This is a genomic window from Fusibacter ferrireducens, assembly GCF_015352425.1.
GTDB lineage: Bacteria > Bacillota > Clostridia > Peptostreptococcales > Acidaminobacteraceae > Fusibacter_A > Fusibacter_A ferrireducens.
On sequence record NZ_JADKNH010000001.1, the window covers coordinates 142,892 to 158,466 of the forward strand.

Sequence of the window (15,575 nt, forward strand, 5' to 3'; positions counted from 1 at the left end):
TATAACTGAATTGACAGGCTAAATTTAAAGTGATAATCTATGGATATAATGTAAACATATTGATAGTGGATTGTGACTAGTTTTTAGGCAAGACCAGAGGAAGAACTACGGTTAGATAACCGTGGCTTATTCCCTTGGTCTTTTTTATTTTTTCCTATAGGTGAAGAAGGGAGGGGTGATCCATCAAGAGGTCATGAACTGATGTTTAGATGACTTCAGAAACGATGTCCCAAATCGTTCAATATGTGAGTTATTAGATGATGAGTGATATAATATAAGGGGGAATATGATGAAAACACAAATCTATGTGGTTATTTTGAGCTTTTTATTACTACTGACAATGGTTGGAGGCGTATCTATGGCAGAGGAAAATACGGGGAATATCGATGAGGAAGTTTTGAAAATTCTCTATGAAAAAACTGAAAATCCTGAGGCGTGGGTGACATTTATCAATCAAAATGCTGAGGATGGCTTAGGCAAGTGGCTCCCTCTTTTAATAAAAAAAATAGCAGATCCAAGTGAAGGCGCCTCTAAAACACTTGCGAATGTCCACTATAAAACCATTACGGAAGGTTTTGATTGGGGACCTGCAATTGGAAAAATTGTACTGGATTTTGGCATGCCGATAGATGCTGAATCTCTATCTATAAATACTTTCGATGTGAAATCCATTCGATATTTTAAGGATTTCGATTTTACAACATTTAGTTATGATGATAAAGTGACTGCTCATGAAGTCACATGCCCTGTAACGCACATCTATAAATCAGATGCAAACGGGATGCCAATGGAGAACGGTGATTTTGTAACACTTGAAATGGCTGTTGGGCCACAACGTGTTGAAACATCACCTCTTAATTACAATATGCTCACTTCCAAAAATGAATATGTTAAAATACGTTATAGAATTAGTCTCAATCCAGGGACTACATTGACTTCACAAGAAGGGGAGAAGGTGGTCATGATACCAACAGATGACGACGCATACTCTAAAGATGTCAAGCTGGTGGCAGATGAATTTGAAAATAATCAAAGTTTTGAATACAGTAATATTAAGCTCTTGTATGCATCCTATACTCCTAAAACGGCATCTAAGGAAACCGGTAAGAATCCTTTGATCATATGGTTACATGGCGCAGGTGAAGGAGGCAACGACACGACGATTCCACTCCTAGGGAATAAAGTTGTCAACTTGGCCACAGATAAAATTCAAAAATTATTTGGTGAAACAGGGAGCTATGTTCTTGTGCCACAGTCACCAACCATGTGGATGGACTATGATGGTACAGGCATTTATAACAATACAATTGAAAATAGTGATGGTAAATCCTATTACCAAGAGGCGCTCATGGCGTTGATAGATCAGTACGTCTCGGAGCATCCTGAAATCGATAAGGACAGGATTTATATAGGTGGCTGTTCAAATGGCGGCTATATGACTGTAAATATGATCATCAACTATCCAGATTATTTTGCTGCTGCTTTTCCAATTTGTGAGGCTTATAGTGCAGAGTGGTTGACTGAGGATAGACTTGAAGCCATTAAGAAGATGCCAATCTGGTTGACACATGCGCTTTCAGATGGAGTCGTTGCCATAGCAGAAGGTGAATTGGATGCTCAGCATAACGTCATTGTTAAAAAAGATGCAGATGGCATGCCAATTTTAAAAAAGGATTTCTCTAATGCACTTTATGATCAATTGAAAAGCTTAGGTGCTATGAACGTCCACTACAGTCGATTTGATAAAGTCGTGGATACCTCAGGCATGTATAAAGCACAAAATGGTGTAGATCCATATGAATACATGGGGCATTTTTCATGGGTTTATGCTTTGAATAACGAGTGTGTTGAGACCATTGAAGGTGAAGAAGTTACGCTCTTCGAATGGCTTGCCGATCAATCAAAATAAAAGATACCATATAAAGTGCCATCATTCGCAATCCCACCAAACCGCGAATGATGGCTTTTATCATTAGTTTTCGTCCAGCTTAGAGTCAGGAATGTTCAACCTGCTCTAAGCGAATAGACGAAAACGTGTCAGCCAAAAAGCGTTTTGGCAGACAATGATACACATTAGTTTTCGTCCAGCTTAGAGTCAGGAATGTTCAACCTGCTATAAGCGATTAGACGAAAACGTGTCAGCCAAAAAAGCGTTTTGGCAGACAATGATACACATTAGTTTTCGTCCAGCTTAGAGTCAGGAATGTTCAACCTGCTCTAAGCGAATAGACGAAAACGTGTCAGCCAAAAAAGCGTTTTGGCAGACAATGACTTGACACACTGTGTGACAATTGATAAAATGTAGAAAATGTCACACAGTGTGTCATTTGTATTTTACCTTGTGGAGAGAGCGATGAAAACAGATAAACAGAAGATGATTATAGAAGGTGCAAAGCATACTTTTTTGGAAAAAGGCCTTTTCAATACAGTGATGACTGATATTGCAAGTGCCTGTAACATAACGCGGAGAACACTTTACAGACATTTTGAGACGAAAGAAGATTTGGCTTATGAAACGGCGATACTTTTAATCAATGAGTGGAATGATTTTCAGAGTGAAACTTTTTTAAAATTAGAAGGTAAAGGAATTGAACTACTAGAGTCATTTTTAAGTCAATTAATTGAATATATGACAAGTCGAATTTTGGAACTCAAATATCTCGGTGAATTCGATTTTTATTTTAGAGATGATGGTGAGGGAAAACCCTCACAAGATGAAAAGGATGCTTTTAATGGAATCATTTTAAAATCGGATGATTTTATTAAAAATATTATAGCAACTGGCATTGAGGACGGTTCGATAAAGCCGCTGGTTGACATTGAGTTGATGGTGGCGACGATCTCTAATGTATTATGGAGTTTTGCTCAACGCATTGCACTTAGAGGCCATATTATGGAAGCTGAATATGGGATCTCTGGCGTGACACTTATCATGAATCAAGTACATCTATATATTATGGCATTAAAGGAGTAAGTTATGAAACCGTTTAATTTACCAAGTACATTCAAATTAGGCAGTGCCACCGCAGCAACTCAAATTGAAGGTGGGGATTTAAACAGCAATTGGTACCACTGGGGACTCCAAGGAAGGATAGCCAATCAAGAGAGTTCAATTGTTGCGGCAGATCACTATAATCGCTATAGAGAAGATATTGATCTGATGAAGCAACTGCATCAAGAAGTCTATCGCATGAGTATAGAGTGGAGCCGTATTGAACCTGAAGAGGGCATATGGTCTGAAGAAGGTATCAAACACTATCGACAAGAGTTGACGTTGTTGATAGAGGCGGGGATTGAGCCACTTGTCACATTGCACCATTTTTCACAGCCTCAATGGTTTGAAGCCATAGGTGCATGGACCCATGATAAATGTGTCTTCTATTTCACACGATTTGTCAAAAAAGTGATCGAGTCCATTGGAGATTTAGTCAATGAATACTGTACTATTAATGAGCCCAACGTATTGGTGAACGATTCTTATATGGACGGCAATTTCCCGCCGGGCAAAAAGGGGGATATGAAAGCCTATTTTAAGGCATCAAAGCATTTGATTTTGGCGCATTTGGAGTCTTACCAGCTCATTCACAAGATGAGAACTGAAATGGGCTATAGCGATACGATGGTGGGCATGGTACATCATCTTGCCTATTTTGAAAGTGCAAAAAAAGATCCGTTTACAAAGATGAGCAGAAATATATTGGATTATGCTTTTCATACATTGTTCTTGAAGGGCATGGTAGAAGGTCAATTGGCTTTTCCAATTGGGCACGGTTATCCTCATGGAAAGGGCATATTTTGCGATTTTATAGGGATCAATTACTATTCCAGACATATGATTCACTTTAAGTTTAATCCTGGCATGCTCTTTGGTGAAATCAAGTTTAAAGCAGGTTTGACGGATGAGAGCCTCAACGACATGGGGTGGGAAATCTATCCAAAAGGGCTATACGAAGTTGTGGAGAAAGTCTACAGAAAATATGCATTACCCATTTATATAACCGAAAATGGCATACCGGATTCGCAAGATCAGAAGCGAACAAAGTTCATTATAACTCATTTGGAACAAGTACATTTTCTAATTGAGGCTGGTGTTGACATAAGAAGATATTATTACTGGTCGCTTTTGGACAACTTGGAATGGCATGATGGTTATGGCCCACGATTTGGTCTTATTGAAGTCAATTATAAAACTCTAGAGAGAAGCATTCGCTCAAGTGGCAAAGTGTATGCTCAAATTTGCCAAACCAAAAAAATAGGGGCAAACCTTATAGAGCAGTATATCGATACATCTTCTGATGCAGGAGCGTTAAGGTAAAACCTTATAATGCCAATAGGATAATACGATTCAAGGCGAACATGACAATCCAAGACGAGCATGATAATCCAAACGGATCATGAGATTCCGAACAAGGCATGATAATCCGAACAGGGGACGATCTTTTAAATAGAGTAGGATAATCTAAATAGAGCATGGTATCTAAAATAGAGCAAGGCACATAAAATATGGAGGGGATATAAGTGAAGACATTGAGCATGAAGACGAAAATTGCATATGGGTTTGGTGATTTGGCAAGCAACTTATTATTTCAAATGACAGTGATTTATCTTCTGTTTTTTTATACGGATGTTCTTGGCATATCTGCAATTTCTGCAGGGTTTATCTTCTTAATTGCAAGACTATGGGATGCCATCAATGACCCCATGATGGGGCTGGTTATGGATAAGACAAAATCAAAACACGGCAAGGCGAGGGTGTACATAAAATATGGTTCATTGCCACTGGCATTTGCAACCATTGCAATGTTCTATGTGCCTCAATTATCTTCAAATGGCAAAGTGTTGTATGCAGGGATCACTTATATCCTCTGGGGTATGCTTTATACGCTTGTGAACATTCCCTATTCATCGTTGACGGCTTCATTGACAGATGTACCACAAGAGAGAACAGCATTATCATCTATTCGAATGATTTTTATGCTGATTGGCGTGATCATTGTTTCTGTTGTAACGGAGCCCTTTGTATCTTCGTTTGCCACACCGGACAGAGGGTATTTTTTTGTTTCTGTGCTCTTTGGTGGACTTGCTTTTTTATTTTTTCAATTGTGCTTTAGATATACCAATGTATCCGTGGCAACAACCCGAAAGAGTAATGAAACGTATCGCATGAAAGATATTTGGCCGCTACTGCTTCAAAATAAACCGCTATTAATTGTCACTTTGGCCTCGCTTGTTGGCAATATGGCTATTTTTATTCGTGAAACTGCGGCCATTTACTATGTGACTTACAATTTAGGGCGCAGTGATTTCTTGCCCATATTTTTGGGTGTGATTGTTCTGGCCATGCTTATTTCTAACCTAGTGATTCCGTTTGCAACGCGCAAATGGGATAAAAAAGGGACTTATATTATCGGTTCGTGTATTGGCGTGGTGGGTTCCATAATTTTTTACTTTATACCTTATGATCAGTTATTCCTTGTACTCTTGTTTGCTGCAATTAGCAGTTTCGGCATTGCAGCAATATCCACAATGGGTTGGGCCATGATTCCTGACACCATCGAATATGGGGAGTGGAAAACAGGCACTAGAGCAGAGGGCATATCCTATGCGATATACAGTTTTAGCCAGAAGCTGGCCACGGCAATTGCCGGCATATTAGTTGCGAGTGTCTTGGAATTAACCGATTATATACCTGGTGCTGTCAATCAATCCAGTAAGGCCTTGTTTGGCGTCATGAGTACTCTAACCTTTATTCCCAGTGCGCTTATTATTTTATCAGTTCTAATTATTTTACCTTATAGTATAGACGCTCAGTTCTATAAAAAAGTAATGACTGCATTGAGTGAAAATTGATCTGTAAAACCACTGGAAAATCCCTATTTCCAAATTTAAATTCAATATGGTAAAATGAAGGGAACGATTGAAATTAAATCGATTTAAATCAGGAGACCAGATCATATGAAATCCATCTTCTATAAAGATACTTTTACAAAGATCTCTGAAGCCAAGAGAAATAAAATTATACAGACGGCAACGCATGAATTTGCCGAACACGGTTTTGAAAGCGCCAATATAAATACGATTGCCAAAAAAGCTGGTATCAGTATTGGCGCAATGTACTCTTATTTTGGTAGCAAGGAGGATTTGTTCTCAACAATTGTAGGATTTGCAGTTGAGACACTCAAGTCAGCACTGGACAAGATCATGCAGAGTGAAGATGATTTTTTACTCAAAATAGAAAGTATAATTCGCGCGATACAAGTGAGTTCTAGAGAAAATGTGCTCTTGACTAAACTCTATGGGCAACTTACGGCTGAAAATAGATATGATTTAATTGCTCAAATTGTCACTGAAATGGAAAGCGTCTCGGCAGATCTATATGCAAACATGCTTAAAGAAGCACAAGACAGAAATGAGATTAGCAGTGAAATTGATGTGCGGCTTTTTGCCTTCTTTCTCGATAATTTGTTTATTACTTTCCAATTTTCATATACTTGTGAGTATTACAAGGAACGTTTTAAAATCTTTACGAATGAAAACATATTGGATGACGATGTCATTGTCGCAGAACAGCTGATGAAATTTATAAAAAATGCACTTGCAGTGAAGACCAGCAACCATTCATAATTGAGCATTTCTAGGCACTCTAATTCTAGAGTGCTTTTTTAGTGCACAAATTTCTCGAAAAGACTGAAAATTCAGAAAACAATATTGACATTTCAAAACCCTGTGATATATTTAAATAAATACATAAAGCGAGCGCTCACTCGTTTTGAAATGGAGGTATAAAATGAACCAAAGCTATTCAATTTCAACTTATCCTGACACCGCTAAAGTGACGCAACAACTGGATGATTTGATACGAAAACCGATTTACACGGTTAAACCTGAGGCACTTAAAAAATATGAGACAGAGTATTTTGATCAAAAGTGTTCCAAGTCAAAAGAAATGATTAAAAGTGCAATTGAGATCATACCTGGAGGTGTTCAACACAATCTTGCCTTTAACCATCCATTCCCATTGGTCTTTACAAAGGCGGAAGGGTGCCATTTATATGATATTGATGGCAATCAGTACTATGATTTCCTTCAGGCAGGTGGCCCCACAGTATTGGGGAGCAATCCTGAAGTTGTACGAGAAAAAGTGATCGAACTGCTCAACACATGTGGACCATCCACAGGTCTATTTCATGAGTATGAGTACAAATTGGCAAAGAAAATATCAGATGTCATGCCAGCCGTTGAAATGTTTAGAATGTTAGGATCTGGTACAGAAGCGTGTATGGGCGCTATTCGAGTTGCAAGGTTGGCAACTGGGAAAAAAAACATTCTCAAAATGGGCGGGGCTTATCACGGTTGGAGTGATCAATTGGCATACGGGATTAGAATTCCTGGGACAAAATGGACTCAGGCAAACGGTGTTCCAAGACATATGTTTAAATACACACAAGAATTTTTCCCAAACAGTTTAGATGATCTCGAAAAAAAACTAAAGTTCAATCAATTAAGAGGTGGTACAGCAGCGGTTTTAATAGAACCTCTTGGGCCTGAAAGTGGCACACGGCCTTTGGACTTTGAGTTCAATAAGGGCGTCGAAAAGTTGTGTCAACAACATGGTGCGCTTTTGATATTCGATGAAGTGGTCACTGGATTTAGAGTAGGGATGTCAGGTGCTCAAGGCTACTTTGGGGTTTCACCGGATTTAACTGTGTTTGGAAAGGTCATTGCTGGGGGATATCCAAGTGCTGGTGGCTTGGGGGGCAAAAGAGAGGTAATGAAGTATTTGTCCGCAGGCATAGGCGGTAGCGGTAAGCATAAGAAAGCGTTGGTGGGCGGCACTATGGCAGCAAATCCGTTGAGTTGTGTGGCTGGATATCATACGTTATGTGAAATTGAGCGCACACATGCAATTCAAAAATCTGGACAGATTGCAGATCAACTCATCTTAGGGATACAAGCACTGATTGACAAATATCACTTGCCTTTTGTTGCGTTTAATCAAGGTTCAATCTGCCATTTGGAAACAGTGGGGGCGATGCATTTTACAATTAATTGGTCAAAGCCTTGGCAGATCAAAGAAGTGTTGAAACAGACGTCGATTAGAAAGCAAGAAATGGAGCATGTGGGTGCTGCTTACATGGCTGAGGGGATTGTGACTTTGGCAGGAAGTCGTCTCTACACAAATGCGGCTTACGAAGATGAAATGTTGCCAGATATCTTAAATCGATTTGAAAATGTGTTTAAAAATATAGCACAAAAGATTTAATAGAGTGATATCTCTATTAAACGATTATACGAGGAGTTTTATAATGTCAAATATGAGCTTACAATCATCTGTAGTAAGAGCAGGTATAGAACTTGTAAAGGCAGGGTTAATTGCTCGGACATGGGGAAATGTGAGTTGCAGAATCGATGAAGAGTCGTTCTGGATCACACCCAGTGGGAGAGATTATCTTACATTAAAACCTAGCGAAATTGTCAAAGTCAGCATCAAGGATCTAAGTTATACGGGATCGATAAAACCGTCTTCTGAAAAGGGGATTCATGCAGCGGTTTATGAGCGTTTTTCTGATGTCAACTTTGTAATTCACACACATCAGGCAAGTGCCTCTGTGGTTTCAGCTCTGGGATTAGATCGAATAACGCTCTCTGAGGATCATCCGCTATTTTCTAATCAAATCATATGTGCGGCCTATGCTCTTCCAGGCACTCAGCGGTTAAAGCGTCATGTTGTAGAGGCTCTTGAAAAGACCGAGGGCAGTGCTATTATTTTAAAGCATCATGGTGCAGTTTGCTTTGGACGTGATTATGAGAGTGCTTTTAACTCTGCGTATAGCTTAGAACAAGTCTGTTCTGATTTTATTCAAGAGCGAAAATCGGCAATGACGGGTGATGCACATCATGAAGAACAACATCAGAACCAGCATCAAAAACAACCTTTAAAACAGCAACAGAAAGCGTCTCAACAAAAGCAAGCCGACTCTATGCATTTGATTGAAATGGTTAAAGAGACAAAAGGCGGTTGTGTGCTACTGAACCAAGAAGAAGATATCGTGAGATATGCCTGTCAAAAAAATGCCTTAAAACCCTTCTTAGATGATTTTGCTCAAATCATCGGGATTGAGGTAAAAGTGGTGAAGGCTGAAGAAACTGCTGTTTTAAAAGCACTTAAAAATGCATCAGCAGTATTCATAGAAAATTTGGGGGCACTGTGTTGGGGCAAAGACGAAAGTGAAGCCAAAGCCGTCCAAATGGTTCTAAATAAAAATTGCAAGGCCTATTTTGGGGCGGTACTCTTTGAGCACATCAAACCGATTAATTTAGTGGAAAGTCTGCTGATGAGATGGGTTTATCTCAAAAAATATTCTAAATTGTCAGGGGGAAAAATATAAAATAACAGGGGGGTTATTTTTATGAAGAAAAGCAATAGTTCACCTTATAGGTGGATCATCCTTTTATGTATTGTACCGATGATCATATCCACAGAAATGATGTGGTTGTCGTTGGCACCCATATCCAGTACTGCTGAAAAATATTATAATGTCTCGGGGTTATCTATAACGCTCTTTTCAATGAGTTATATGATGATGTTTATTTTATTTTGTCTGCCCGCTTCATGGATAATCGATCGCTACGGCTATCGTACTTCTCTCATTATTGGAGCATTGTTGACTGCTGTTTTTGGTTTTACCAGAGCTTATTTTTCGGACTATTTTATAATCGTCATGATTTCACAATTTTTAATCGCCATTGGGCAACCCTTTTTACTCAATATTTCAACCAAAGTGCCTGCAAATTGGTTTCCAGTTTCGGAGAGAGCAACAGCAGCAGGGATTTTAACCATGGCACAGTATCTTGGCTTTGCACTGCCTATGGTAATTGCACCTGTTGTTGCAGAGCAGTATGGGATTAAAGCTTTACTGATGACTTTTGCACTTATTGCCATTATTTCAGCAGTGGTGGCCATTGCATTTACACGAGAAAAGCCTAAAGTACCCATTTATGACGACGTTGAGCTCAAAGATGAGTTCAGCCTATTGGCGTTAAAGAAACTGATGCACAATAAGCCCTATTTTTTAACGCTGCTGATCTGCTTTATCTCCATAGGCATCTTCAACACCATATTGACGCTTATTGAGTCCATCCTGTTACCCAAAGGGTTAGAGGCATTACAGATTGGCATTATCGGAGCAGTTTTTGTAATTGCGGGTGTTGTTGGGGCTGTGTTGTTGCCGATTTTATCAGATCATCTTAAAGTTAGAATCCCATTTTTTGTAGTTTCTCTAGCAATACTTGTCCCGCTTTACTTGGGCTTAACTTTGGCTACCAATTTTTATTTTTTAGTTGTACTGGCCTGCACGACTGGTTTTTTGATCATGGGTGTGGCACCAATTTTATTCCAGCACGGTTCAGAAGTGGCATACCCAGTACAGGAGGGTACCTCGTTAGGGTTGATTTTATTGATGGGGCAAATTTCGGGCATTTTATTTGTATTTTTATTTGAAGTGCTTACAGAGACGGTAGATTCCACATTGCCATCAATGTTGTTTATTGTATGCATTACGGCATTTGAAATACCAATGGCCTTAAAAATGAAAGAGTCTGACTTGTTGAAAGGGAGTGTTGATGAATGTCTACCTATGTAATTGCATATGATGTGGGAACCACAGGCGTCAAGACTTGTCTTTTTGAAATTTCAAGCCAAATAAAGCTCGTTGGCAGTGCTATGGCACGATACGATCTCTATATTTTAGAAAATGGCGGGGTGGAACAGGAACCGGATCAGTGGTGGGAAGCCATGTGTTCAACCACAGCGCAAGTTCTTGAAAGAACTCTTATTTCCAAAGATGCCATTGCGGCGATCTCTTTCTGCGCTCAAATGCAAGCAGTTGTTTTGGTGGATCAATCTGGACGTCCTGTGAGACGTGCTATGAGTTATATGGATAATCGAGCAAAGGATGAAGTGAAGAAAGGTCTGAATGCCTTTAAAATGTTGCGTTCTATCCAAATCAGTGGTGCCGTTTCGGCAAGTGTTAAAGATCCCGTATGGAAATACCAATGGGTTAAGCATCATGAACCTGAAGTTTTCAAAAAAATATACAAATGGCTTGATGTTAAAGATTATTTGGTCTGTAGATCCTGCGGGGCGTTTACCATGTCAGAAGACAGTGCTTTTGCGACATTACTCTATGATACGCGTCGGGGTAAACGTCAATTCAGCGAGGCAATATGCAGAATGTTTGATGTGGATATGGCGCACTTACCTCAAATTTGTAAAAGTACAGATCAGGTGGGTCAAATTACACTAAAGGCTTCTGAAGAACTGGGCCTTAAAGCTGGAACACCTGTTTTTTCTGGGGGTGGTGATGCGTCTCTTATTGGCGTAGGAGCTGGTGCAGTGGCACAGCAGGATACTCATATCTATTTGGGCACATCGGGCTGGGTATCCACAGTGGTTCCCAAACAACACTTAGATATTTCAAATATGATTGCAGCCATTGTGGGTGCAAATCCAGGTTACTTTAACTATTTTGCGGAACTCGAAACCGCAGGGAAATGCTTGGAGTGGGTTAAAGATCATTTGGCATTGGACGAGATTGGTCTATTTCTGGATAAAAAGCACATTTGGGAAGACCCGGAGAGCATCTATGAAAGTCTGTACGATTTTATGATGGATTGTGTCAAAAATGTCCGTGCAGGAAGTGATGGGGTCATATTTACACCTTGGCTTCATGGCAATAGATGTCCTTTTGAAGATCACAATGCAAGAGGTATTTTTTTCAACATCAGCTTGGAGACTGGGAAGACGGAATTAATTCATGCGGTTGTGGAGGGCATTTGCTATCATTTAAAGTGGCAGCTTGAAGCTACGGAAAGGCATGTTAAGACTTCTCAGACCATTCGTTTTGTGGGAGGGGGTGCGCTTTCGCCATTGACTTGTCAAATTTTAGCGGATGTTCTCAATAGAGAAGTGGAAACGGTTGCAAACCCTCAAAATGTGGGTGCGGTCGGGGCCGCAGTCATAATGGCAGTGGGCTTAAATCTCATAAGGGACGTCAATGAGGCAAAGCTATTAATCCCAGTGCATGAAACGTATCATCCTAATCCATCTAATGCAGTGGTTTATAATCACGTGTTTCCAGTGTTTAAATCCCTTTACAGAAATAATGTGAAAGCATTTAAAACACTCAATCAACCTTAGACTCATGGTCCTATAGTAAACCGAGCGGTATACGTCATGTTAGCTTTCAATAAGCATGCGCGTAGCCGCTCGTTTTATTAGGCCTTAATATGAGCACTTAAATGCATCTAAATAGAATGATCTCTAAGCTGTTCCACGAGTATTTTTTTATTGAGCACATGGATGATTGCGGTGGAGATCATCACTGAAAAAGTGATTGCCACGAGGGCATAACCTATAAAATGGTATATAGGAAATCGCCATACCCAAGGTGATTTTAAATAAGTGACGAGATAATAACCAACAGGTGTGCCAAGGCACAATGTCAAGAGAATATGCCAAAACGCCAAGATGAGGCCTTCGTATTGAATGGTTCTCAAGAGTTGGCGGCGACTTAAACCAATTGAGCGCAAGATTGAAAACTCATGTTTACGGGATAGTGTTGGGCAATTTGTTCAGAAAAATCTATTTTTAAAATGCCATCATAATATAGGTCGTGTTTTGGACTCTGTTTGTGCATCGTTTCAAAGAGGGCGGCTATCTTTTTACAGAGCACTGCGATAGAAAAGGGCTTGGTGATATAATCAAAACCGCCAGCTTCATAGCCTTTAATCATATCTCGTTCTTGATCATTGGCGGTTAAAAAAAGGCTATAGGTATCCGCGTATTGTGATTTGATGGTTCTGCATAAGTCAAGCCCACTACCATCCGGAAGATTTATATCGAGTAAAGCCAAATCAAACTGAGATTTTCTGAGCTGTTGAAGGGCTGAAGCACAGCTATAAGCAGAAACGACATCAAAACCGTCAGCTGCTAAATTATAAGCCAAAGTTTTATTTAAGAGGAGATCATCCTCGACGATTAAAATTTTATACATGGGTTCACTTCCTTTTATAGAGTAAAACTGCTTATAGAGTAAAACTACATATTGTATAGTAAAACTGTAGAGGGTGTAAATTAGCGGGTTACATCCCTTATATTTTAACTGAATAAACCTCTTTTATCAATTTCTATTGTTTGCTTAACGGGATGCCCAACTTTTGACTTTTGACACTTTGAGCTTTATGATATTATTATATAGACCACATATCACAGTAATTTGAAAGGAGTGTATGCTGATATTTACAGCAGTATACAAAAGAGATCATGATCAGATTTGAGCAATTAAAGGCTACCCCTTTGCATCTGGGGATAACCGATCGAACGGGTGGTGTGAGTCAAGGCGTATATGGTGGCATGAATACCAATTTTTATAATCCAGAACAGTTTGAAAATGCCTGCCAAGATATTAAAATTGCCATAGACGCTCTGGGTCTAACCGGAAAAATCATCGTTGCCACGCGGCAAACACATTCGAACCACGTACTTAAAATAGATGAAAGCACAGACTTTCAAAATTTAGATGAAATAGATGTAAAGTATACGGCATTATCAGATTATCGCCTCTATTCGAGTCCTGACACAGATGCTTTGATGACGAACCGAAAAGATGTCATCTTGATGACGTTTTATGCAGATTGCGTGCCCCTTTACCTCTTTGATCCTGTAAATGAAGCCGTTGCCATTGTTCACAGTGGCTGGCGTGGCACTTCAAACAAGATTGCAGAAACGGTTATAAAAGAGATGGCGTATCATTATCACAGTGAACCTCAGCATCTCTTTGCAGGGATAGGACAATCGGCTGGCAAATGCTGCTATGAAGTAGATGAACCTGTAAAAACGCTATTCAGAGTTCATTTTTCAGAGCACGATATGAATTGTTTTTTTGAGCCGAAGGCAAACGGCAGATATTTTATAGATTTAAAGAAGGCCAATGAACTCATCTTCTTAGAGAATGGTTTAAAAAGTGATCATATAGAAATCAATCCTGCATGTACCATCTGTAAAAGTGATTTGTATCATTCGCATCGAAAAGCGAATGGGGGGAAGCGGGGGTCGATGAGCCAGCTTTGCCAACTCATATAGGAAATCATGACTTTTTATGTAAAATAAATCATTGCAAAAGTTTCATTTGCACTTTAAATGATTTTATATTACAATATTAGATTGTATGGTAGAAGATTATGTTATGATGGGAAGGCCTGTATGAATAAGATAAAGAAAGTACTTCCAGGTTCAATTGCTGAGGAATTAGAAATAGAATCTGGGGATATTTTACTGAGCATTAATAATAAAAAAGTGGTCGATATCATTGATTTAATGTATCTCACAAACGATGAGTTCATTGTGGTTGAGATTCAAAAAAAAGATGGTGAAATCTGGGATCTTGAAATCGATAAGGAATTTGATGAGGATCTGGGCATCGAATTTGAAAATCCAATTATAGATGATGCAACGCGTTGTTCTAATAATTGTGTTTTTTGTTTTATTGATCAATTGCCTAAAAATATGAGATCGACTTTATACTTTAAAGATGATGACTCTAGATTATCTTTTTTACAGGGAAATTTTGTGACATTAACGAATCTAAATGAAGATAAATTTAATCGCATTATTGATTATAGAATCAGTCCTATCAACGTCTCCGTGCATACGACAAATCCAGAGCTCAGGGTGAAAATGCTTGGCAATAGATTTGCGGGCAATATTATGGAACGCCTTGAAAAGTTGACTTCAAATGGTATTGTGGTCAATGCTCAGATCGTTCTATGTCCAGGTTATAATGATGGCGATGAACTCAGTCGTACACTGGATGACCTCATCACTTTGGGTTCTAATTTACAGAGTGTTGCCATAGTGCCCATTGGCCTGACAAAGCATAGAGAGGGTCTCATACAAATGGAGGGCTTCAATCAATCGACTTCGAAGCAAGTCATTGATAGGGTACATGCGTTTCAAGAGAGGGCACTTGAAAAGATCGGGACGCGATTTGCTTTTCTAGCAGATGAGTTCTATTTACTTTCTGGTGTACCATTTCCACCTTATGAAGCTTATGAGGACTTCATACAGCATGAAGATGGTGTAGGCATGATCAGAAAATTGGATTATGAAGTACGAGAAATTTTGGGCTCTAACCGCTATCAAATGGAAAGCGATAGGAAGGTTTTAATCGTCACAGGGGTTGCAGCGCATCCCTATTTGGAAAGCCTTGCTCAAGCGATCATGGCTGAAGTTCCAAAATTAGAAATTGAAGTTATGAAAATCGAAAATGATTTTTTTGGAGAACGTATTACAGTGGCAGGTTTAGTCACAGGTACAGATATAAAGAAACAAGTTTTAAACGCAGAGAATTGTGATGCCATTTTATTACCAGTATCTATGTTTAGAGCAAATGAAGATGTGATGCTAGATGATTGTTCCATCTCAGACCTTGAAGCACATTACCACAAACCTGTTGTCAAAGTCGGTGAAACGGGAATCGAGTTCGTTGAAAGCATATTATATGGAGGTAATTAAA

13 protein-coding genes are annotated in these 15,575 nt (G+C 39.2%); 11 read left to right on the forward strand and 2 right to left on the reverse strand.

Features of this window, described 5'->3' with window-relative positions:
* Window positions 1-289: 289 nt before the first annotated feature.
* From ISU02_RS00720 to ISU02_RS00760, 9 genes are all read left to right on the forward strand, one after another.
* Window positions 290-1,909 (forward strand): prolyl oligopeptidase family serine peptidase, encoded by a 1,620-nt coding sequence (locus ISU02_RS00720; RefSeq protein WP_194699861.1) that lies wholly within the window; start codon window positions 290-292, stop codon window positions 1,907-1,909.
* 444 nt (window positions 1,910-2,353) lie between these two features.
* On the forward strand, window positions 2,354-2,974 hold the full coding sequence (locus tag ISU02_RS00725; RefSeq protein ID WP_194699862.1) for a TetR/AcrR family transcriptional regulator: 621 nt from the start codon (window positions 2,354-2,356) through the stop codon (window positions 2,972-2,974).
* Between the two features lie 3 nt (window positions 2,975-2,977).
* A complete protein-coding gene (locus tag ISU02_RS00730; protein WP_194699863.1) occupies window positions 2,978-4,315 on the forward strand; it encodes a glycoside hydrolase family 1 protein in 1,338 nt (445 codons plus the stop codon).
* Between the two features lie 203 nt (window positions 4,316-4,518).
* Window positions 4,519-5,850 (forward strand): MFS transporter, encoded by a 1,332-nt coding sequence (locus ISU02_RS00735; RefSeq protein ID WP_194699864.1) that lies wholly within the window; start codon window positions 4,519-4,521, stop codon window positions 5,848-5,850.
* 105 nt (window positions 5,851-5,955) lie between these two features.
* Complete coding sequence (locus ISU02_RS00740) at window positions 5,956-6,624, forward strand: TetR/AcrR family transcriptional regulator (protein WP_194699865.1); 669 nt, start codon at window positions 5,956-5,958, stop codon at window positions 6,622-6,624.
* 163 nt (window positions 6,625-6,787) lie between these two features.
* Window positions 6,788-8,263, forward strand: a complete 1,476-nt coding sequence (locus tag ISU02_RS00745; RefSeq protein ID WP_194699866.1) for an aspartate aminotransferase family protein — start codon at window positions 6,788-6,790, stop codon at window positions 8,261-8,263.
* Between the two features lie 43 nt (window positions 8,264-8,306).
* Window positions 8,307-9,389, forward strand: coding sequence for a class II aldolase/adducin family protein (locus ISU02_RS00750; RefSeq protein ID WP_194699867.1), 1,083 nt, complete (start codon window positions 8,307-8,309; stop codon window positions 9,387-9,389).
* Between the two features lie 21 nt (window positions 9,390-9,410).
* Window positions 9,411-10,643 (forward strand): MFS transporter, encoded by a 1,233-nt coding sequence (locus tag ISU02_RS00755; RefSeq protein WP_194699868.1) that lies wholly within the window; start codon window positions 9,411-9,413, stop codon window positions 10,641-10,643.
* Entirely contained in the window at window positions 10,628-12,199 is a 1,572-nt protein-coding gene (locus tag ISU02_RS00760; RefSeq protein WP_194699869.1) for a xylulokinase, read from the forward strand. Before ISU02_RS00755 ends, ISU02_RS00760 begins: the two co-directional genes overlap by 16 nt.
* Window positions 12,200-12,306: 107 nt before the next feature.
* On the opposite strand, the gene ISU02_RS00765 is transcribed toward ISU02_RS00760, so the two are convergent.
* Together ISU02_RS00765 and ISU02_RS00770 are read right to left on the reverse strand one after the other, a co-directional pair.
* Complete coding sequence (locus tag ISU02_RS00765; RefSeq protein ID WP_194699870.1) at window positions 12,307-12,591, reverse strand: ABC transporter permease family protein; 285 nt, start codon at window positions 12,589-12,591, stop codon at window positions 12,307-12,309.
* On the reverse strand, window positions 12,573-13,055 hold the full coding sequence (locus tag ISU02_RS00770; protein ID WP_194699871.1) for a response regulator transcription factor: 483 nt from the start codon (window positions 13,053-13,055) through the stop codon (window positions 12,573-12,575). The genes ISU02_RS00765 and ISU02_RS00770 overlap by 19 nt, the downstream gene beginning before the upstream one ends.
* Before the next feature lie 269 nt (window positions 13,056-13,324).
* On the opposite strand from ISU02_RS00770, the gene pgeF reads away from it, so the two are divergent.
* Both pgeF and ISU02_RS00780 read left to right on the forward strand, forming a co-directional pair.
* Window positions 13,325-14,143, forward strand: a complete 819-nt coding sequence (pgeF, locus tag ISU02_RS00775; protein WP_194699872.1) for a peptidoglycan editing factor PgeF — start codon at window positions 13,325-13,327, stop codon at window positions 14,141-14,143.
* A 120-nt stretch (window positions 14,144-14,263) separates the two neighbouring features.
* Entirely contained in the window at window positions 14,264-15,574 is a 1,311-nt protein-coding gene (locus ISU02_RS00780; protein ID WP_194699873.1) for a DUF512 domain-containing protein, read from the forward strand.
* Window position 15,575 lies beyond the last annotated feature (1 nt).

Coding starts and splice junctions, on each gene's coding strand:
- ISU02_RS00780 (WP_194699873.1), top strand. CDS start 14,264: ATGAATAAGATAAAGAAAGTACTTCCAGGTTCAATTGCTGAGGAATTA.
- ISU02_RS00750 (WP_194699867.1), top strand. CDS start 8,307: ATGTCAAATATGAGCTTACAATCATCTGTAGTAAGAGCAGGTATAGAA.
- ISU02_RS00725 (WP_194699862.1), top strand. CDS start 2,354: ATGAAAACAGATAAACAGAAGATGATTATAGAAGGTGCAAAGCATACT.
- ISU02_RS00740 (WP_194699865.1), top strand. CDS start 5,956: ATGAAATCCATCTTCTATAAAGATACTTTTACAAAGATCTCTGAAGCC.
- ISU02_RS00755 (WP_194699868.1), top strand. CDS start 9,411: ATGAAGAAAAGCAATAGTTCACCTTATAGGTGGATCATCCTTTTATGT.
- ISU02_RS00770 (WP_194699871.1), bottom strand. CDS start 13,055: ATGTATAAAATTTTAATCGTCGAGGATGATCTCCTCTTAAATAAAACT.
- pgeF (WP_194699872.1), top strand. CDS start 13,325: ATGATCAGATTTGAGCAATTAAAGGCTACCCCTTTGCATCTGGGGATA.
- ISU02_RS00745 (WP_194699866.1), top strand. CDS start 6,788: ATGAACCAAAGCTATTCAATTTCAACTTATCCTGACACCGCTAAAGTG.
- ISU02_RS00720 (WP_194699861.1), top strand. CDS start 290: ATGAAAACACAAATCTATGTGGTTATTTTGAGCTTTTTATTACTACTG.
- ISU02_RS00760 (WP_194699869.1), top strand. CDS start 10,628: ATGTCTACCTATGTAATTGCATATGATGTGGGAACCACAGGCGTCAAG.
- ISU02_RS00730 (WP_194699863.1), top strand. CDS start 2,978: ATGAAACCGTTTAATTTACCAAGTACATTCAAATTAGGCAGTGCCACC.